The organism is Mucilaginibacter lutimaris (assembly GCF_042676625.1).
Classification (GTDB): Bacteria; Bacteroidota; Bacteroidia; order Sphingobacteriales; family Sphingobacteriaceae; genus Mucilaginibacter; species Mucilaginibacter lutimaris.
The window spans coordinates 139,898-160,754 of sequence record NZ_JBHTIA010000003.1 but is presented as its reverse complement, the minus strand read 5'-3'; the positions used below and the strand labels follow the sequence as shown (position 1 = coordinate 160,754).

Here is a 20,857-nt window from a genome sequence, read left to right as displayed (position 1 = left end):
AATGTCGAGGGGAGATAGTAGCTTGCCAAGCTTGTGAGTTGACTCACCCCCTGCCCCTCTCTGCTACGCAAAGAGGGGAGAGCAATTTTAAAAAACCTTCCTCACCCTCTTCCCGCGTAGCGGAGAGAGGGTCGCGCACGAAGTGCCGCGGGGTGAGTAAATCGCCGATATTTTGTTACCTTCCCTCATGCCATCCATCATTCAATTATGTCGTGAACTGCGTCAAAAACAAACGCCGGCTGAAAACAAGCTTTGGAATATGTTACGGAACCGGGAGTTTATGGGCAGGAAGTTTTTAAGACAACATCCCATCTGTATAAAATCGGTTATGGGGAAGTACGAATATTACATCCCCGATTTTTATTGCGATGAAGCAAAGTTGGTTATTGAAGCCGACGGCCCTGTTCATCTTTACAAAAAAGATTATGATAAGAACAGGGATGCGGTTTTGAAGGGTTTGGGCTTAACTGTTTTAAGGTTTACCAATGAGGAGATTGAAAAGGATTTGATAGCGGTGTTAAATACTATAAGGGCAAGCTTGTGAGTTGACTCACCCCCTGCCCCCTCTCTGCTACGCAAAGAGGGGTGTTCATTTTAATAAGAACTTCCTCACCCTCTTTCCACGCAGTGGAGAGAGGGTCGCGCACGAAGTGCCGCGGGGTGAGTTAATGTCGAGGGGAGATAGTAGCTTGCCAAGCTTGTGAGTTGACTCACCCCCTACCCCTCTCTGCTGCGCAAAGAAGGGAGAATACTTCTATTTTCTTCACCCTCTTTCCGCGTAGCGGAGAGAGGGTCGCGCACGGAGTGCCGCGGGGTGAGTTATCGCCGCCACCCAACAAAGTTTTCACCACAGTACCTCATCCTGATATAGCTTTACACAGGGTGTCCCATTCCGTCCCGTTTTTAAAAAAGTGGAACACCTGGCTAAAAAATATAACGCACTATCAAACAACCGGTTATTATAAAAATACAAAGCAATACATTACATAAAAAGTAATTTCAATACAATACAAATAACTCATTATCAATAAATTGAGTTTAAATTACATATAGTGTCTCAAATAGTGGGACACCCTTGTTTTAGGCCTGTAAACCACCATTAATAAAACAATTACTTTTTTATATCTTTAGAACAAGACGTGGAAACCACTATTTTTGTGGTTCGCTTTATTAATATGATCACCAAACCCACCGTAGACCGTATAATGGAAGCCACAGATATTGTGGAGGTGATTGGCGAATTTGTACAATTAAAAAAACGCGGGGCCAATTATGTGGGCCTTTCGCCCTTTGTAAACGAACGTACACCGTCGTTCACGGTATCGCCGGCTAAGGGTATTTTTAAAGATTTCTCGTCGGGCAAAGGGGGCAGCGCCGTTACTTTTTTAATGGAGCTGGAAAGGTTCACCTACCCCGAAGCGCTGAAATGGCTGGCCAAGAAATACGGTATAGAGGTTGAGGAAACGGTTGAATCTGTAGAAAACCTGGAGGAACAGAACCGACGTGAGAGTTTGATGATCGTATCTGGTTTTGCAGCAAAATTCTTCCACGAAAGTTTATTGCATACCGATGAGGGCAAAAGCATAGGTTACAGTTATTTTAAAGAGCGCGGCTTTAGCAACGATACCATCAAAAAATTTGAGTTGGGCTATTCGCCCGACCAATGGGAAGCATTTACAGGCGAAGCCATCAAACAAGGCTATAAAGAAGAGTTTTTGGTGGAAAGCGGCCTTTCGGTTAAACGGGACAACGGTTCGCTTTACGACCGTTACCGCGGGCGGGTGATGTTCCCTATCCATAGTTTTACAGGCAGGGTTATCGCTTTTGGCGGCCGTACGTTAAAGAGTGACAAAAACGTACCCAAGTACGTTAACTCGCCCGAGTCGGAGATATACCATAAATCTAACATCCTTTACGGGCTGTACTTTGCCAAGAAAGCCATTCGCGATGAAGATAATTGCTATTTGGTAGAAGGATATGCTGATGTGATCTCGGTACATCAGGCGGGTATAGAGAATGTGGTGGCGTCGTCAGGTACATCTCTAACTGTGGAGCAGATCAGGCTTATCGGCCGCCTAACCAAAAACATCACCATTTTATATGATGGCGATGCGGCAGGTATTAAGGCATCCCTGCGTGGTTTGGACATGATATTGGAGGAGGGCTTAAACGTAAAGGTAGTATTGTTTCCCGATGGGCACGACCCGGATTCGTATGTGCAAAAGTTTGGCACCAATGCCTTTAAAACCCACGTAGATAAAAACAAGAAAGATTTCATTCTGTATAAAACCGAGATCCTGCTGAAGGATGTTGGTAACGACCCTATAAAAAAAGCAGAGATCATTCGCGAGATCGTAGAAAGCATCGCCAAGATACCCGATTCTATCAAGGCATCGGTATTTTTGAAGGAATGTAGTAACCGGCTGGAGATTGATGAACGCGCGCTGCTATCCGAACTAAACAAAATGCGACAGGCAAAGGCCAAAAAGGATAGCCAGCAACAGCAAAATCAAAACCGCAAGCAAGAGCCTTCGCCCGAAGATCTTTTGTTTTTTGATGAGCCACAGGAGCATGTCGCTAAAGAATCAGACACACAGGAACGGGAAATAGTGCGCCTGCTGTTGCATTACGGCAATAAAATGATCGATTGGGATGGTATCGCCAATACCTATATCGGCCCGTTTATGATAGCCGAGTTAAGCGATGTGGAGTTTGAGCAGCCCGAAACCAAAAAATTTATGGAGATCTACCGCCAGGAGGTAGAGAACGGCGTGCTACCCGAGGAACAGCATTTTATCCACCACCCTGATAAGGGCATTGTTGACCTGGTTGTAACCATGCTCGCTACAAAATATATCCTGAGCGAGAACTGGTATGAGATGCACAAGATACTGGTACCCGATGAACAGGCCAACATGAAGGCCACTATTCTTGGTGCTATCTTCCACCTTAAAAAACAAAAGGTGGGCAAGATCTTGCAAAACCTGCGTAAAGAACTGCAAACCACCACCGGCGAGGCCGACCAGGAAATTCTGCTGAACCAATACATGCACATGAAAAAGGTGGAGAAAACCATATCTGATTACTTAGGCTCAGTAATTATAAAATAATGGCATCCCACAACGATCTGGGCCAAAAAGGCGAAACAATGGCTAAAGCCCACCTGGAAGCAAATGGCTACGAGATAATGGACGAGAACTGGGTTTTCGGCAAAGCCGAGATTGACCTGGTTGTCTATAAAGCCGGGATCATTATATTTACCGAAGTTAAGACCCGCACCGGCAATGCCTTTGGCGAACCCGAAGATTTTGTTGACGCCCGCAAGCAACGTTTATTGGTAGAGGCAGCCGACGAGTACATATATTTGATGAACCACCAGGGAGAAGTGAGGTTTGATATAATATCTATCCTGTTTGACCGTAATAATAACCACACATTAAAACATATTGAAGATGCCTTTTGGCCTTCTGCCATTTAAGATGAACAAACGTATAGCACTTTTCGCCATTATAGCGCTGCTGGCCTACAGCTGTAGAACTGATAAAAAAGAAGACGAATTTACCATCAGCCCCGATGCGGGCAGCAACTATAAAAGCGGCGAGCAAATTGCCTTGAAAATTGGTTACGGCAAAGATGTTAAGATAGACTCTGTTGTGTATTTACTGGACGCCACACGGGTAGGTGCAGCCAAAGATTCATCGGCAGTAACGGTTAAAACAGATAGTATTGCACTTGGTGCCCGGGTAATAACCGCCAAAGTTTATCAGGGGGGCAAAAGCCAGGACCTTACTACCAATATTAACCTGCTTGCACCAAAAGCGCCGGAAGAATTGGGCTTTGTGGTTGAAAAGGTATTTCCGCATGATACAAGCCTTTATACCGAAGGCTTGATATATGACAACGGCGGCTTTTACGAGAGCGGAGGCGGTTATGGCGAACCTATTGGCGGTAACCCTGTAGACGGGCCATCTAAATTGGTTAAGACAGACTTGGCTACAGGCAAAATACTGCAAAAACAGGATATAGATAAAAAATACTTTGCCGAAGGTATTGTGGTGGTTGGGGATAAAGTTATGCAGCTTACCTGGAAAGAAAAGGTAGGTTTTGTGTATGACCGTAAAACGCTGAAGCTTCTTAGTAAATTCGACAACAATGTTGGCCTTGAAGGTTGGGGAATGACCTTCGATGGTACAAAAATTTATATGGACGATAGCACCAACCGCATTTGGTTCTTAGATAAAAACACCTATCAGCAAAAGGGCTTTATTGATGTTTACGACGATAAAGGCCCGGTAAACGAGATCAACGAACTTGAATATATCGATGGAAAGATCTATGCCAACGTTTATCACCAGGATTATATTTTGGTAATAAATCCTAAGACGGGCGCTGTTGAGCAAAAAATAGATCTAACCAGCCTTTATCCTGAAGCCCAGCGTAATTCCGGAGCCGATGTATTGAACGGCATTGCTTATGATAAAGCAACCAAACGCATTTTTATTACAGGTAAGAAATGGAACAAGCTATATCAGGTTAAGTTTGTGAAAAAGTAATTTCTATGAATTGTTTATCCTGACAAATACAATGCAAAAGCCGCGGGTTATCGCGGCTTTTCTTTTTAATCAGCGTTCAACTCGCTTTATTATACTTATTCTTATACTCTACCGGCGATAGCCCGGTTATCTTTTTAAACACGGTTCTAAAGGCTTTGGTGTCCGAGTATCCAACATCGTACATAACCTCATTTACATTTTTGCGGCTGCTTTCCAAATGTTTTTTAGCGGCTTCTACCTTTACACGCTGTATATATTCCAGCGGGCTATTATTGGTCGCCTTTTTAAAGCGGCGCTCAAAATGGCGCTTGCCAATGGCATATTTTAGGGCAAGGTCCTCTACCGAGATCTTTTCGGTAATGTTGGCCTCTATAAATTCCTGCGCTTTTTTTATTGGCTCATCCTCATGTGTTTTTTGCCCGTTAAACATAATAAACGGCGACTGGCTCTTACGGTCTATCTCCAGGGCAAACATCTTTGCCGCCATTATAGACATATCCCGCCCGGCATATTTCTCTACCAGGTACAATAGCAGGTTCCAGTATGATGTTGCCCCGCCGCTGCTGTAAAGGCCCTTCTGCTCGGTAACAATGCGGTCATCCACCAACGTAACCTGCGGGAACATCTTTCTAAATTCATCAGCAAAGCGCCAGTGGCTCGATGCTTCTTTGCCATTTAACAATCCGGTAGCTGCCAGCAAGAATGCCCCAACGCACAGGCTGGCAACCTCGGCACCTTTATGGTGCTGGTCTGTTATCCATGGAATAAACGCTTCGTTACGTTTAATAGTAGTTGCCATATCCCCGCCAAATGCAGGCACAATAACCAGGTCTGTTTTCTCTACCTCGCTAATCAAAGCATCGGTATGTACCGAAAATAAACCGCCATGCAGCCGCACCTCCCTCTCCAACCCTATCAGTTGCACATTAAACATAGGCGGCTTCCCTGCTGCTGCTAAAAAATCGTTAACACCGGTAAACATAATACGCGGGTCGGCAATACTGGCTAACACAGCCTCATTGGTAATCAGGATAGACACATGTTTCATACAGAGCAAAGCGTTGGTTTATAAAATATAAATGTAGTGAAGTACAAAGTCGTAAACAACCTCTTATTAGTCCTTTTTGCACCTTACCCTCTGTTTTTGCACGCAATACATTTGTATTATTAAAATGATAGCAAATGAGAAAGTTAAAATTACAAATGCAGGTTAGCCTTGACGGCTATGTTGCCGGCCCCAACAACGAAATGGACTGGATGACCTGGGATTGGGATGATAGGTTGAAACAGTACGTGCAGCAAATTACCGAACCTGTAGATACTATTATATTGGGCCGCGTACTGGCCGAGGGCTTTATACCGGTATGGAAAGAACGTTCTGCCGACCCATCTGCAGATGCCTTTACCCACAAAATGGTTAATGCCCCAAAAGTGGTGTTCACCAAATCCCTTACCGGCAACTCATGGGAGAATACCACCCTTGCAACGGGCGATATTGTTGAAGAAATTAATAAACTTAAAAACCGGGCGGGAAGGGATATTATAGCTTATGGCGGTGCAACCCTGGCCTCGGCATTAATAAAACACAATTTGATAGATGAATACCACCTTTTTGTGAACCCCGTTGCCATAGGCAGGGGCAAAAGTATTTATAATGAATTAGATAGCAACTTGCCACTTAAGCTTGTTAAAGCAACGCCATTTAAATGCGGCATTACGGTAATGTGCTATAACCCGGCGTAAATACAGTGCGCAGGTTAGTTGTATCTATGAATATAACCCTTAACGGTTATATGGCCGGGCCAAAGGGCGAACTGGATTGGCATGAACCGTATTGGGACCAAGAGATGGGTAACATTATTACCAAACAGTTGGGTGATGCCGACACTTTGCTGATTGGCCGCAAAACCTATGAATGTATGGCACCCTACTGGCAGGCGCAACAGGTCAATATTTCGGCACCGCGGGATGTTTTAGATTTTGCAGACCTGATGAACCGCTACGAAAAGGTTATATTTTCTAAGTCGCTTAGAGCAGTAAGCTGGCAAAATGCACGACTGGCAAAACGACCCATAGCTAAAGAAATCAGGACTTTAAAAAACATGCACGGGAAAGACATAATAGTTTATGGCAGCGGCAAATTGGTTAAACAGCTCATCAAATTAAACCTTGTAGATGAATATCTGATATGGATATACCCTCTGGCCATTAAAAGCGGGCGGGCTTTATTTACAAGCCGTTTATACATGGCCCCTTACAAAACCACTATTTTCAACAGCGGCGTGGTGCTGCTTTGTTATAAAATCTCTTAAAATCTTTACACTTAAAGATCTAAAAAATAATCAAAATACCGTTTTGGTTTTTGGTATATATTTTATTATGTTTGCATAGTAAGTTTTAGTCTATATTGCTATGAGCCAGGAACTAATTGAATTTTCGGAGCTTATTGATGAGCAGTTTGAAATAGATATGGATTTAGGTAATATTGAACCGGATAATTTCTGGAACAATATCCTGAACATGTTTATTTGAACTCCTTTGTATTTGCATTTATCTGCCGGTAATAACAGCGGAATGGAAAATTTTTGTGCCCGATTTATAACTGCCGATGGTTTTTAAAATTCGATATGAATAACTTATCCCGTATAAAAATTATAACCCTTTCAGCAAGTATCATTGTTTTTGTAATCTCATTACCCCAATATGGGTTTTGCACACAAAGTAGTTGCGTGTTAGCTGGTGGTGCTTTGCTAACTGGGTGGGCTGCTATGTACATGGGTGGCGTTATGTTATCGTGGTTTGCAAATCCGCTATTATTAGTAGCGTGGGTAACTCTTTATAGCAAATCAAGGCTATCTTTCGTGTGTAGTATTGTAGCAACTATCATGATGCTTTCGTTCTTATGTTATAAACAAATATATAATCATCAGGACGAATGGACGAGCGATATTGTACGTTATGGGCTTGGATATAACTTATGGGTAATAAGTGGATTTACCATGGTTACGGGTAATGCACTTATAGAATGGCATAAACAAAAGTTGAAAAATTAATAAATACTTTAACTTTGCAGCCTAATGAGTAGATCTGCAAAAAAACCTAAGTTCTTTGAGAACGTAACCGTTATTGATATTGCCGAAGAAGGCAAGGGTGTAGGCAAGGCCGAAGATTTTGTGCTTTTTATTGAAAAGGCGGTTCCCGGCGATGTTGCAGACGTAGAAGTTTACCGAAGCAAAAAAAGCTTTGGCGAAGCTAAGATCACCAGACTCATTACCCCGTCAGAATACCGCGTGCCTGCTTTTTGCGAGCATTTTGGCACCTGCGGCGGCTGTAAATGGCAGCACATGACCTATGATGCGCAGCTAAAATTTAAGCAAAAGGCCGTGCACGATGCACTTACCCGCATAGCCAAAATAGATGTGGAACATATGGATGCCATTGTACCATCGCCTGCTGACAGATACTACCGTAATAAACTGGAATATACTTTTTCTAACAAACGCTGGCTGTACGATGGCGAGAACCGCGAGGACGAAACGCTTGATATGAATGCCCTGGGTTTCCATATCCCCGGCCGTTTTGATAAGATCCTGAATATTAACCACTGCTACCTACAGGCCGAGCCATCAAACGACCTGCGTAACAGCATCAACGCGTTTGCCAAAGAGAATGGCATTAGCTACTACGATGTAAGGCAGCATACAGGCGCCCTGCGTAATTTGATCATACGCACATCATCTACCGGCGAGATCATGGTTATTGTTGTTTTTGCCCATGCGGAGCAGGAGCAGGTAGATCTGCTGATGAACTATGTAGACGCAGCCTTCCCGCAAATTACATCGCTCCTGTACATTCTTAATCAAAAAATGAACGATACCATTTTTGACCAGGAGGTTATTGCGTGGAAGGGCCCCGAATTTATTCACGAGGAAATGCCTGCGGCAAATGGTAGCGTAGTGCGCTTTAGGGTTGGTCCAAAATCATTCTATCAAACAAATTCTATACAGGCGCTTCGCCTTTATGAAATAACCCGCGATTTTGCCGGCTTTAAAGGCGACGAACTGGTTTATGACCTTTACACCGGCGCGGGCACCATAGCCAACTTTATTGCCGGGCACGTGCGCGAGGTGGTTGGGGTAGAGTATGTGCCATCGGCTATAGAAGATGCTAAAGTAAACTCGCAGATAAATAACATCACCAATACCAAATTTTTCGCCGGCGACATGAAAGATGTGCTGGTGCACGACTTTGTGTTGGAACACGGCAAACCCGACTTAGTTATTACCGACCCGCCCCGCGCCGGTATGCACGCGGATGTAGTTGCCCGCCTGATGGAAATTGAAGCGGATAAAATTGTTTATGTAAGCTGTAACGCTGCCACCCAGGCCCGCGACCTGCTGATACTGAAAGAAAAGTATGATACGGTGAAAATTCAACCGGTAGATATGTTCCCGCATACACAACATGTAGAGAATGTAGTGCTGCTAAAACTTCGCAAATAGCTACTGCGGGTTAATTAAATTACCCATTACTTTACCTGTATTAATTATTACCACAAAAAGCTATTTATTGCTTATTTACAGCGATATAGAGCTAATATTTATAGAATGTTTTGGTAAATTAGCGTTACAAAGCATATGCTTCCTAATTGCATTACATGGATACTTATATACCTTTTTTCAATTTTTCTATAAAAAAGGTTTTATTACGCGAGCCAAATAACCTAAAGCGCGCGAGGATAAAAATAGTTTATACCACGCTTTTACTTACCCTGCTTAAAATTGTGATAGTGCTGCCCCTTGTATATGGCGCAATACAGGGCCATCAGTTGTATCGTATCGCTTTTATTTTTGTACTGTATATAGGGCTTACTAAGTACTTGTTATATAAGCCCGGCAGTATTAATATGATATCGCATGCCATAATCTTATCTGGCATTGGAGGCATTTGGTCTAATCTCATCATCCTTAGCCAGCATCTAAACCTGGTTACCTTACAATTTGTATTTATGGTAACCTTTGTAGGGTATTATCTCATTAACAATCGTTTTGCCATTGTATATAGTGTATTTGCCATTGCGCCGGTAATGTACAGCCTTATGGTTACAAAACGAAGCGACTGGCATTTGGATGCGGTAACAAATGAATTGCCTTCGCCGGGTTTTGAGGTAATTGTTTTTCTTAATTTTATTACCATTGTACTTATTCATTACCTTTTTTACCGCGCTTTTCAGCAGAATGTGAATGAAAAGGAAGAACTGAATAAAAAGCTACAGGCAACCGTTGCCGAAACAAAAGCGCTGGCAGATTCGCGCTCTGTATTCCTGTCTACCATGTCGCACGAGTTGCGTACGCCGCTTAACGCGGTTATAGGTATGACAGGGCTTATAAAAGACACCGCCACCAAAGAGCAGACAGAGAACCTGGATATACTGGAGTTTTCGGCCACCAGCCTGCTCACCCTTGTAAATGACATTCTTGATTATAACAAAGGCGAAAACGATAAAATAGAATTAGAGGCCATCCCGGTACACTTGCCGGGCATGCTGAATAAGGTATGCTCCGGGCTGCAGCATAAAGCCGCCGAAAAGGGGTTTCAACTGGTTTTAGATGTTGACCAACAGTTGAGAGATCAATGGATAATAACCGACCCAACCCGCCTTACTCAAATTATATACAATCTTGCAGGTAATGCCATAAAATTTACCGAAAAAGGCGGGGTTAACGTTAAGGCTTTGGTAGAAGAAAGATCGGAGGAAAGTATAACCGTTAATTTCTCGGTATCAGATACGGGCATTGGTATCCCTGCAGACAGGCAGGCTGTGATATTTGAACCCTTTGTACAGGCATCTGCAGATACCACACGCCATTATGGCGGTACTGGGCTGGGCCTTGCCATAGTGAAACGCCTTTTAAAGTTATTTAACAGTGCTATAGAACTTAAAAGCGAAAAAAATAAAGGTTCGGTTTTCGCATTCCCTATCCAGTTTAAAACGTACAGCGGCGGCGTAAACACGGTTTCCTTACATACGGTAACGAACAGCAACCTCGAAGGGCTTAACATCCTTATTGCCGAAGATAACGCGGTAAATTCGTTATTGCTGGTGAAACTGCTATCTAAATGGAACATAAATGCTGCAGTAGCCGGCAATGGAATGGAGGCTGTTAAAAAGCTTAAGGAAAATACGTTTGATGTGATATTGATGGACCTGCATATGCCTGTAATGGATGGCTACCAAGCCACACAAGTTATACGGCGCTTAAAGGACAGGACTAAAGCGCAAACCCCTATTATCGCACTTACCGCGTCTGTTTCTCATAATATTTATGAAAAGATAAAAGATGCCGGTATGACAGATTATTTGTCTAAGCCGTTCCAGGCTGCATCTTTATACCAAAAGTTAGAAGCGCTGAGTGCCGCAAAAATGAGTAAAGCGCTGGCAGGATAAGTTTAATATTTGATATGGCAGAGGTTTACCATCACTAATAAAAAAAGCATGCATATTGGTGGCACTATCTTGTCAGTAAATTAATTGTAAGTGGCTTTTTATAAGTTATTTACAAAAATATGGCTGCTTGTGCAAACGTGAACGTGAACACAGGGGCTCAAATATTTTGGGATTAATCACTTAATTAATCAGTGTCCGGCAAACCTCTTTTATAGTTTCGCTAACCGGTTTAAATTTAAAACCAATGGCCTGCTTTATTTTGCTGTTATCAAACTCGCGGGTGTTTGATGCGGCGCGTGCGCTGGTTTTATCTAAAGCCGGGGCCTTACCTGTTAAAAACCCAACAAGGGATGCACCACGCCATGCCAGCTCCATCATCCATGGGGTGGCTAATGTTTGGGGGGCGCGTACCTGCATGCATGCGGCAATTTCTTCAAAAAGTTGTTTGTATTGGCGGTTCTCGGCATTAATAATATAACGCTCGCCGCTAATGCCGGTTTGCATCAACGCGATCATGCACTTTGCAACATCCTGTACATCTACAAAGCCAATGGTACCTTTGGTGTAAAATTTAAGACCGTTACGCACCGTCTCAAAAATTTGTCCGCTGCCGGCCGTGCCCGCGCTTGCACCGATAATAATAGTGGGGTTCACAATAACCGCGTCCAAGCCTTCGGCAATGCCACGCCACACCTCCATTTCGCTTTCCAGCTTTGATATCGCGTAACCATCTGTTTCGGTTGACGAATCCAGGTGATGGTTCTCGGTAATTAACTCGCCGGGCTTAGCCTCGCCTACCGCGGCTACCGAACTGGTGTGCACCATGCGAATGCCCTTTTCGTTACAAAGATCAACCAAGTTAGCTGTACCGCGTACGTTGGTGCGTATCATCGGTTCTTTATCTGCCTGTTTTAAGGATACAAAGGCAGCACAATTGTAAACCTGTGTAATACCTTCAAGTGCGTCTTCTAAAGCGGCGGCATCCATCAGATCAGCTTCCACCCACTCGGTACTACCGGCATAAGGCACCAATATTTGAGGAATAGTAGATGATTCACGCTTGCTGCAACGGATCCTGTTTCCGCGCAGGATGAGTTCCTTTGCTAATTCGGCCCCTAAAAAACCTGTTGCACCCGTAACAAGAATCATTATTTGAAAATTTGAAAATGAGTTAAATTGAAAGTGTAAAAGTGCACAAAAGTAATTTGAAGATTAATCAAATTCGGAATTTGAAAATTAATATGTTTGTTGAGCGTATTGAAAGGCGTTTCAAATTGCCAGATCCATACATTTTCAAATCAAAAAATGTCTTTAGCCGATTTTTTTACACCTATCGATCTTAAGAAGATCACGCCTAAGAATGGCTATTTCACCAGCCAGCTTGGTGATAGAATCAACCATTATTCGGTCGACTTTCCGGATCTGGAAGAGAAAACGGATATCGCCATTATAGGTGTGCTTGAGGACCGCAACGCTACTAATAACCCCGGATGCGCGTTAGGCCCCGATTACGTGCGTGAGAAACTATACTTGTTAAACGAGGGTAGTTATAACACCCAAATAGCCGACCTGGGTAACATTGCCCGCGGCGAAACGGTTGTAGATACATACTACGCCTTAAAAACCGTTGTAGAAGAACTGATCAAGAAAGACATCATCCCACTTATTATCGGCGGCGGACAGGACCTCACCTACGCGCAATACTTGGGTTACGAAAATCTGGAGCAAAAAGTAGATATGCTGGTGGTGGATTCGCAATTCGATTTGGAAGACGATGGGTTTCAGGAAACTATCGAAACCACCTCGGCATCGTACATGAATAAAGTATTTCTGCACGAGCCTAATTATCTTTTCAATTACAGCAATATGGGTTATCAAACCTACTTTGCCAGCCAGGAAAGTTTACGTGTGATGGACAAGCTTTACTTTGATGTACACCGCCTTGGCGAGCTCACCCAAAACATAGCCGTGGCAGAACCTATTATTCGCAATGCCAATATGGTAAGTTTTGACATGGGCGCCATCCGTTCGTCAGACGCGGCAGGTAATGCCAACGCTAAACCCAACGGGTTTTACGGCGAAGAGGCCTGCCAGATCTGCCGCTACGCCGGTTTTAACGATAAGCTTACCTCTATAGGTTTTTACGAATTTAACCCTGCTTTTGATAACAACGGCCAAACCGCCATGCTGCTATCACAAATGATATGGTATTTTATTGATGGCGTTTATAACCGCAAACGCGATTTCCCGCTTAACCCCAAATCGCAGTACCTTATCTACAAAACCAGCCTTACGCATGATGAGCACGAACTGGTGTTTGTAAAAAGCAAAAAAAGCGACCGCTGGTGGATGCAGGTGCCTTACCCAACCGGCGGCTCAAAAAACGAACGCTTCCATTTAGTGCCCTGCCGGTACGAAGATTACAAAACAGCCGTATCCGGCGAAATGCCCGACCTTTGGTGGCGCACCTTTCAGAAATTGAATTAACCCGCAATTGATTAGGCATTTACACGTTATTGTACTTTAGTAATATTTAAATGAAGAAATTTCTTTTCGCTTTAGCGGCATTTTTTCCGGCTTTAACCATGGCGCAAAATGCGCAGCCCTTTACAGTTAAAAGCAAGCTGACAAACATAACCAGACCTGCTACGGCTTATTTGGTTTACTACCTTGGCGCCAACAGCCAAACAGATTCGGCCACTATTGTTAACGGCGAATTTAAGTTTGAGGGTGTAATTATGGACCCGGTAACGGCTTCGTTATTTATAGATCATAAGAACCTGGGTTTTGCCAAATATGTGGAGCAAAACTTCCCGGATGGAGGCCCGTCGAAAACAGCCGATGGCTTAAACTTTTTTTTGGAAAAGGGTACAATAAACATCAGCGGTAAAGATTCAATTGCTACTGCTGATGTTGTAGGATCGCCCATAAACGATGATAACAAAAGCCTGAAGGCCCAACTAAAGGTAATTATCGACAAAGCGAAAGTAATTACCGAAGAAGGCAAAAAAGCAAGCGCGGAGCAACAGCGTTCGCCTGCTTTTCAAAATGCGATGCAGGCCAGGTATAAGGTTTTGCAGGACGAACAAAAGAGCGTTATTAAGAACTTTATAACCGCGCATCCGTCAAGTTATATCAGCTTATTGGCACTGTCGAGCGTTGCGGGTCCCAACCCTGATGTTGCCGAAGTTGAACCACTATACAACCTGCTCTCTGCCGATCTTAAAAATTCTGAAGGCGGCAAGCAGCTTAAAATGTCTATAGACGCCCTAAAAATAACAGCTATTGGCGCCCTCGCGCCCGATTTTTCTCAAAACGATGCGAACGGTAATCCCGTGCGTTTATCATCATTTCGTGGTAAGTATGTATTGTTAGATTTCTGGGCGTCATGGTGCGGGCCCTGCAGGCAGGAAAACCCCAACGTTGTTAAGATGTACAATAAGTATAAAGGCAAAAACTTTACAGTTCTTGGCGTATCTCTCGATAAAGCCGACGGTAAATCGGCGTGGCTTGCTGCAATTAAAAATGATGGCCTGACATGGACGCAGGTTTCCGACCTTAAATTTTGGAATAACCTTGCCGCGAGTTTATACGGTGTGCAATCTATCCCTCAAAACTTCCTGATAAGCCCCGAAGGTAAGATCGTAGCCAAGAACCTACGCGGAGACGACCTTGATAAAAAGCTGGAGCAAATACTTGGAAAAATTTGATTTTAAGCATAATAACCGCATATTAGGCCTAAACAAAACTGACTGTTACAATTATGAAAAAAATAACCTTAAGCGCACTTGCGCTTTTGCCTGCGCTGGCTTTTGCGCAAGGTGGTAAATACACCGTTCAGGGTAAATTAGGCACCTACAATGCTCCTGCCAAAGCTTATATCCAATACCGTAAGGATGGTAAAACCATTATGGATTCGGTTGAGCTGAAGAACGGCGCTTTTAAATTTGAAGGCGACGCTGCTGCCGCACCTGTACAGGGCTATTTATTACTTAACCCTAAAGGCAACGGTATGAATGCTTCAAGAGATTATAAATCTATTTATATTGAGCCCGGAACCATTACGGTTAACACTGCAAGCGAACTGGACAAAGCAACTGTTACCGGCACAAAAACCAACATCGAAAATGAACAATACCAGGTAGCTTTAAAGCCGGTTAACGACGGTTATAAAGCCATGGAGGCTAAAGAAAAAGCCACTCCGGAGGCCGACCAGAAATCTGAAGCTTATTTAAAGCAGGCAAAGGCAGCCGAGAAGGCTATTGAAGCGCAGGAGAAAACTATCAACCAACAATTTATTAAAGATCACCCGGACTCTTATGTAAGCATGAACGCCCTGCAATCGCTTGCCTACAGTTTAGATTACGTAGATATCGAGCCACTATACGCTTCCCTTTCGCCGGCTATCAAACAATCGGCAGCAGGTAAATCTTTTGGCGAATTGTTGCCAAAAATGAAGGCCGTAGCGTTAGGCGCTATAGCGCCCGAAATTGCCGAGGCTGATACAGCCGGCAAGGTGGTAAGTCTGTCATCGTTTCGTGGCAAGTACGTGCTGATAGATTTTTGGGCATCATGGTGTGGCCCTTGCCGCCAGGAAAACCCAAATGTGGTAAAAGCATACAATGCTTACAAAAATAAAAACTTCACCATTTTAGGTGTATCGTTAGACAGGCCGAATGCTAAAGATGCCTGGTTAAAAGCTATCCATAAAGACGGCCTTACCTGGACACAGGTATCTGACCTGCAATTTTGGAAAAGCCGCCCTGCCGGCGAATACGCCGTGCGCGCCATCCCTCAAAACTTCTTAATTGACCCTAACGGTAAAATAATAGGTAAAAACCTGCGTGGCGAAGACCTGGAAGCCAAACTTGCCGAGTTATTTGGAAAGATATAATTGGTGGATTAGTTCGCTGGCTCAATAGTTCATTAGGTTGAACTGATATAAAAAGGCCTTCTGTAAGATACAGAAGGCCTTTTATGTTTTATATATTTATGACTATATCACCAATAAACTAATGAACCAGTTAACAAATGAACTACAGCAGATCAAACCCGATATCCTTACGGAAATAAACTCCATCATAATAAATGCGTGCCGCATCGGCGGTGGCTTGCTGTAGGGCATCAAACATATTATCCTGTAAACTGGTAACTGCTAATACACGTCCCCCTGTTGCCTGCACATCTTCGCCAGCCAGGCTGGTGCCGGCATGGAACACATATGAATCGCGCACGTTTTCAATTCCGCTGATAGTTTTATTTTTCAGGTATTCGCCGGGGTAACCGCCTGCAACGCAAACTACAGTAGCGGCGGTTTTTGGCGAAATAATAAGCTCCTTCTCGTTCAGGTTGCCTTCGGCAACGCCCAAAAGTAGGTCTACAAAGTCGCTTTCTATACGTGGCATAACGCTTTCCGTTTCCGGGTCGCCCATGCGGCAGTTGTATTCTATAACCCATGGTTCGCCGTGGGTATTCATCAGGCCAATAAATATAAACCCTTTATAAGGGATGCCTTCTTTTTTTAATCCTTCGATGGTTGGGATGATCACCCTCTGCTCTACCTTCTGCATAAAAGCCTCATCGGCAAAATGCACAGGCGATACTGAGCCCATACCACCTGTATTTAAGCCGGTATCGCCCTCGCCAATGCGTTTATAATCTTTGGCCTCAGGTAAAACTTTATAACTGGTGCCATCGGTCATCACAAAAACCGAAAGCTCAATTCCCTGTAAAAACTGTTCTATTACCACCTTAGAGCTGGCATCGCCAAACTTGGCCTCAGTAAGCATTTCTAAAAGTTCCTGGCGGGCTTCTTCAAGGGTTAGGCATATTAAAACACCCTTACCTGCTGCCAGTCCGTCGGCTTTTAAAACAACGGGCAGGCCTGTGGTAGCCAGGTAATCAAACCCTTCCTGCAAGGTATCGCGGGTAAATGTGCGCGATGCCGCGGTTGGCACGTTATGCCGCTGCATAAAGGCCTTTGAATAGTCCTTGCTGCCTTCCAGTTGGGCGCCTTCCTGCTGCGGGCCAATAACCGGGATGCTTTTCAGTTCCTCATCGGCCAGGAAAAAATCGTGGATGCCTTTTACAAGCGGTTCCTCGGGGCCAACCAAAACCATTTTAACATCATTAGCCAGTGCAAATGCTTTAATACCTTCAAAGTCGGTAACCTTTAGGTTTACATTGGTGCCATACTGGCCGGTGCCGGCATTACCCGGTGCAATAAAAAGTTTATCGCATTTTGGGCTTTGTGAGATTTTCCAGGCGAAGGCGCTTTCCCTTCCGCCCGAACCAAGGAGCAGGATGTTCATACGAACAAATATAGGGTTTTTAAGGGTATCGAGTGTTTAGTATCAAGTAACAGGATTTTTTTGATTTTAGGGCGATGTACTTCTACATGATACCTGCTACTTGATACTATTTTCTTACCTTTGTATGTCAAAATGACTTTAAAATTGCACTGGCGCAGTTATTGAGTTTGGTGCATTATATAAAATTAATATGTTAGATTTTTTCAGTAAGCTTTTTGGAAGCAAATCAGAACGAGACGTTAAGGCCATAATGCCTATAGTTGAGAAAGTTAAAGCTGCCTATGCTAAACTCGATCAATTAAGTAATGATGAGTTGCGGGCCAAAACCATACAATTTAAAGAAACCATTGCTGCCGGCCTTGCCGGTATTGACAGCGAGATACAGGCTATAAAAACCCGTACCGAAACCGAACTGAATATGGAGGTGAGCGAAAAGGTTACCTTGTATACGCAGTTAGATAAACTGGAGAAAGACCGTAATAAAGAGCTTGAAGAGATACTGATGAACATTTTACCGGAGGCTTTTGCCGTGGTAAAAGAAACATCGCGCAGGTTTGCCGAAAATAAAACCATTGAGGTTACTGCTAACGAGTTTGATCGTGAACTTGCTGCAAAAAAGAGCAACGTAATCATTAAAGGCGATAAAGCTATTCACCATAACACATGGTTGGCTGCGGGCAACGAGGTTACCTGGAACATGGTACACTACGATGTTCAGTTGATAGGTGGTATTGTACTGCACCAGGGTAAAATATCTGAAATGGCAACGGGCGAGGGTAAAACACTGGTAGCCACGCTGCCTGCCTACCTTAACGCGCTTGCAGGCCAAGGCGTACACATTGTAACTGTGAACGATTACCTGGCACGACGCGATAGCGAATGGATGGGCCCGTTGTACGAGTTCCACGGTTTGGCGGTTGATTGTATTGACAAGCACGAGCCAAACTCTGAAGAACGCCGTAAAGCTTACTTGGCGGACATTACCTTTGGTACCAACAACGAATTTGGTTTTGACTACCTGCGTGACAATATGACACGCAGCCCCGAAGAGCTGGTACAACGCAAGCTGCACTACGCCATGGTAGATGAGGTGGATTCGGTATTAATTGATGACGCCCGTACACCGCTTATCATTTCGGGCCCTATACCACGTGGCGACGAGCATGAGTTTTACGAATTAAAACCACGCATAGAACGCCTGGTTAACGCGCAAAAGGCTTATGTAAATACGGTACTGAACGAAGCCAAAAAAGCTATTAACGAAGGCAATACCGGTATTGATGATGGCGGTTTAGCGTTATTACGTGCGCACCGTGCATTGCCAAAAAATAAAGCGCTTATAAAATTCCTGAGCGAAGGCGGTAACCGTACTGTTCTGCAAAAAACAGAGAACCACTATATGCAGGATCAGGGCAAAGAAATGCCTAAGGTTGATTCTGAATTGTTCTTTATTATAGATGAGAAAAGCAACTCGGTAGAATTATCTGAAAAAGGTATTGAACTGATCACAGCATCGGGCGAAGACCCTCATTTCTTTGTGATGCCTGACGTAGGCACAGAGATAGCAAATATTGAAAAGTCTGACGCCCCTGCCGAAGAGAAGATAGCGCGTAAAGATGAACTAATGCGCGATTTCTCTATCAAATCAGAGCGTATCCACTCGGTAAACCAATTGCTTAAGGCTTACACCTTATTTGAAAAAGATACCGAGTACATTCTTGACGAGGGTAAAGTAAAAATTGTTGATGAGCAAACCGGCCGTGTATTAGATGGCCGCCGTTACTCTGATGGTTTGCACCAGGCTATAGAGGCTAAAGAAAACGTTAAAGTAGAGGATGCTACACAAACCTTTGCTACCGTAACGCTGCAAAACTACTTTAGAATGTACCACAAACTTTGTGGTATGACGGGTACAGCGGTTACAGAAGCCGGCGAGTTTTGGCAGATCTATAAGCTGGATGTGGTTGAGATACCAACCAATACACCAATAAGCCGCGATGACAGGCAAGACCTTGTTTACCGTACCGTACGTGAAAAATACAATGCCGTTGCCGAAGAGATTGTTAGCCTTACTCAGGCCGGTCGCCCGGTGCTGGTGGGTACAACATCGGTAGAGATTTCGGAGTTACTGAGCCGTATGCTTAAGCTGCGCGGCATCAAACATAACGTGCTTAACGCAAAAATGCACCAGAAAGAAGCGGATATTGTTGCCGAGGCTGGTCAGTCCGGTACCGTAACCATCGCTACCAACATGGCAGGCCGTGGTACGGATATTAAGTTAGGCCCTGGCGTTAAGGAAGCAGGTGGTTTAGCCATTGTAGGTACCGAGCGCCACGAAAGCCGCCGTGTAGACAGGCAGTTACGTGGCCGTGCAGGCCGCCAGGGAGACCCGGGGTCTTCTCAATTCTTTGTATCGTTAGAAGATAACCTGATGCGTTTGTTCGGATCCGAGCGTATCTCTAACCTGATGGTGCGTATGGGTATCGAAGAGGGCGAAGTTATTCAGCACTCTATGATCTCAAAATCTATTGAGCGTGCGCAGAAGAAAGTAGAAGAGAACAACTTTGGTATCCGTAAACGTTTGCTGGAGTATGATGATGTGATGAACTCGCAGCGTACCGTTATTTACGCTAAACGTAAGAACGCGTTATTTGGCGAGCGCCTTGATGTAGATTTGAGCAACACCATTTACGATGTAATTGAAGATGTTGTTACCGAATATAAAGATGGCAACAATTACGAAGGTTTCCAGATGGAAATCATCCGTTTATTCTCGGTAGACACCCAGGTAAATGCCGACGAATTTAGCGCAACCCCTGTTGCCAAACTGGTAGAAAGCACCTTTATTGAGGTAACTGATTTTTACAAACGCAAAGCAGATGCTGTTGCACAACAGGCCTACCCGGTTATAAAAGATGTTTACGATACCCGCGGCCAGTATGTAGAGAATATAGTGGTGCCTTTCTCTGATGGCATCCACGGTTTACAGGTATCTGTACCGCTTAAAAAAGCGGTAGAAAATCATGGTTTAGAGGTGTTTAAATCTTTCGAGAAAAACGTCACCCTTTACCTTATTGATGATGCCTGGAAAGAGCATTTGCGCGAAATGGACGAATTAAAGCAATCGGTACAGAATGCCGTTTACGAACAAAAAGACCCGCTGTTGGTTTACAAATTCGAGGCTTTTGAATTGTTCCGTCAGATGTTATCAAACGTGAACAAAGAGCTGGTTAGCTTCCTGTTCAGGGGAGGTATCCCGGTTCAGCAAGAGCCCGAGCAGGTACGTGAGGCAAAACCTCAGCCAAAACTCGATCTGAAAAACATGCGTACTTCCAAACCCGAGCTGGTGAGCGAAGCTAACGGCATGCCAATGGAAGATACCCGCGAAATACAAAAGCCAACACCTGTAAAGGTTGAGCAAAAAATAGGCAGGAACGACCCATGCCCATGTGGTAGCGGCAAAAAATACAAAAGCTGCCACGGCCAAGGATTAAATTAAGGCCTTAGGTTGAACAAACGTTAGTCTGAGCTTGTCGAAGACTTAG

General features: G+C 44.1%; 16 protein-coding genes. 13 read left to right on the top strand and 3 right to left on the bottom strand.

Going from position 1 to position 20,857, the window contains the following annotated elements:
- The first annotated feature begins 187 nt into the window (after window positions 1-187).
- The 4 genes from ACFQZI_RS01455 to ACFQZI_RS01440 all read left to right on the top strand — a co-directional run bounded on the left by ACFQZI_RS01455 (window position 188) and on the right by ACFQZI_RS01440 (window position 4,553).
- Complete coding sequence (locus tag ACFQZI_RS01455; protein ID WP_377137641.1) at window positions 188-544, top strand: endonuclease domain-containing protein; 357 nt, start codon at window positions 188-190, stop codon at window positions 542-544.
- A 631-nt stretch (window positions 545-1,175) separates the two neighbouring features.
- Window positions 1,176-3,110 (top strand): DNA primase, encoded by a 1,935-nt coding sequence (gene dnaG / locus ACFQZI_RS01450; RefSeq protein ID WP_377141706.1) that lies wholly within the window; start codon window positions 1,176-1,178, stop codon window positions 3,108-3,110.
- On the top strand, window positions 3,110-3,478 hold the full coding sequence (locus tag ACFQZI_RS01445) for a YraN family protein (RefSeq protein ID WP_377137639.1): 369 nt from the start codon (window positions 3,110-3,112) through the stop codon (window positions 3,476-3,478). The genes dnaG and ACFQZI_RS01445 overlap by 1 nt, the downstream gene beginning before the upstream one ends.
- Window positions 3,453-4,553: a glutaminyl-peptide cyclotransferase gene (locus tag ACFQZI_RS01440; protein WP_377137637.1), complete on the top strand. Its 1,101-nt coding sequence runs from the start codon at window positions 3,453-3,455 to the stop codon at window positions 4,551-4,553. The genes ACFQZI_RS01445 and ACFQZI_RS01440 overlap by 26 nt, the downstream gene beginning before the upstream one ends.
- Before the next feature lie 76 nt (window positions 4,554-4,629).
- On the opposite strand, the gene ACFQZI_RS01435 is transcribed toward ACFQZI_RS01440, so the two are convergent.
- Entirely contained in the window at window positions 4,630-5,601 is a 972-nt protein-coding gene (locus ACFQZI_RS01435; protein WP_377137635.1) for a GlxA family transcriptional regulator, read from the bottom strand.
- A gap of 134 nt (window positions 5,602-5,735) precedes the next feature.
- On the opposite strand from ACFQZI_RS01435, the gene ACFQZI_RS01430 reads away from it, so the two are divergent.
- From ACFQZI_RS01430 to ACFQZI_RS01410, 5 genes are all read left to right on the top strand, one after another.
- Window positions 5,736-6,296 (top strand): dihydrofolate reductase family protein, encoded by a 561-nt coding sequence (locus tag ACFQZI_RS01430; protein ID WP_377137633.1) that lies wholly within the window; start codon window positions 5,736-5,738, stop codon window positions 6,294-6,296.
- 26 nt (window positions 6,297-6,322) lie between these two features.
- Window positions 6,323-6,865 carry a dihydrofolate reductase family protein gene (locus ACFQZI_RS01425; protein ID WP_377137631.1) on the top strand — a complete coding sequence of 181 codons (543 nt, stop codon included), beginning with the start codon at window positions 6,323-6,325 and terminating at the stop codon, window positions 6,863-6,865.
- Window positions 6,866-7,180: 315 nt separating this feature from the next.
- On the top strand, window positions 7,181-7,606 hold the full coding sequence (locus ACFQZI_RS01420; protein WP_377137629.1) for a hypothetical protein: 426 nt from the start codon (window positions 7,181-7,183) through the stop codon (window positions 7,604-7,606).
- A gap of 24 nt (window positions 7,607-7,630) precedes the next feature.
- Entirely contained in the window at window positions 7,631-9,055 is a 1,425-nt protein-coding gene (gene rlmD / locus ACFQZI_RS01415) for a 23S rRNA (uracil(1939)-C(5))-methyltransferase RlmD (protein ID WP_377137627.1), read from the top strand.
- A gap of 155 nt (window positions 9,056-9,210) precedes the next feature.
- Window positions 9,211-11,001, top strand: coding sequence for a response regulator (locus ACFQZI_RS01410; RefSeq protein ID WP_377137625.1), 1,791 nt, complete (start codon window positions 9,211-9,213; stop codon window positions 10,999-11,001).
- Window positions 11,002-11,181: 180 nt separating this feature from the next.
- On the opposite strand, the gene ACFQZI_RS01405 is transcribed toward ACFQZI_RS01410, so the two are convergent.
- The gene (locus ACFQZI_RS01405; RefSeq protein WP_377137623.1) at window positions 11,182-12,150 is read right to left on the bottom strand and encodes an NAD-dependent epimerase/dehydratase family protein; all 969 of its coding nucleotides are present in this window, start codon (window positions 12,148-12,150) and stop codon (window positions 11,182-11,184) included.
- Between the two features lie 156 nt (window positions 12,151-12,306).
- Between ACFQZI_RS01405 and ACFQZI_RS01400 the strand changes: the two genes are divergently transcribed.
- From ACFQZI_RS01400 to ACFQZI_RS01390, 3 genes are read left to right on the top strand one after another with little or no spacing between them, the layout of a single operon-like run.
- Complete coding sequence (locus ACFQZI_RS01400; RefSeq protein WP_377137621.1) at window positions 12,307-13,488, top strand: formimidoylglutamase; 1,182 nt, start codon at window positions 12,307-12,309, stop codon at window positions 13,486-13,488.
- Window positions 13,489-13,538: 50 nt separating this feature from the next.
- Complete coding sequence (locus tag ACFQZI_RS01395; protein ID WP_377137619.1) at window positions 13,539-14,711, top strand: redoxin domain-containing protein; 1,173 nt, start codon at window positions 13,539-13,541, stop codon at window positions 14,709-14,711.
- A 53-nt stretch (window positions 14,712-14,764) separates the two neighbouring features.
- Complete coding sequence (locus ACFQZI_RS01390) at window positions 14,765-15,895, top strand: redoxin domain-containing protein (RefSeq protein ID WP_377137617.1); 1,131 nt, start codon at window positions 14,765-14,767, stop codon at window positions 15,893-15,895.
- 142 nt (window positions 15,896-16,037) lie between these two features.
- On the opposite strand, the gene purD is transcribed toward ACFQZI_RS01390, so the two are convergent.
- A complete protein-coding gene (purD, locus tag ACFQZI_RS01385; RefSeq protein WP_377137615.1) occupies window positions 16,038-17,312 on the bottom strand; it encodes a phosphoribosylamine--glycine ligase in 1,275 nt (424 codons plus the stop codon).
- 190 nt (window positions 17,313-17,502) lie between these two features.
- Between purD and secA the strand changes: the two genes are divergently transcribed.
- Window positions 17,503-20,811 carry a preprotein translocase subunit SecA gene (gene secA / locus ACFQZI_RS01380; RefSeq protein WP_377137613.1) on the top strand — a complete coding sequence of 1,103 codons (3,309 nt, stop codon included), beginning with the start codon at window positions 17,503-17,505 and terminating at the stop codon, window positions 20,809-20,811.
- Window positions 20,812-20,857: the final 46 nt, after the last annotated feature.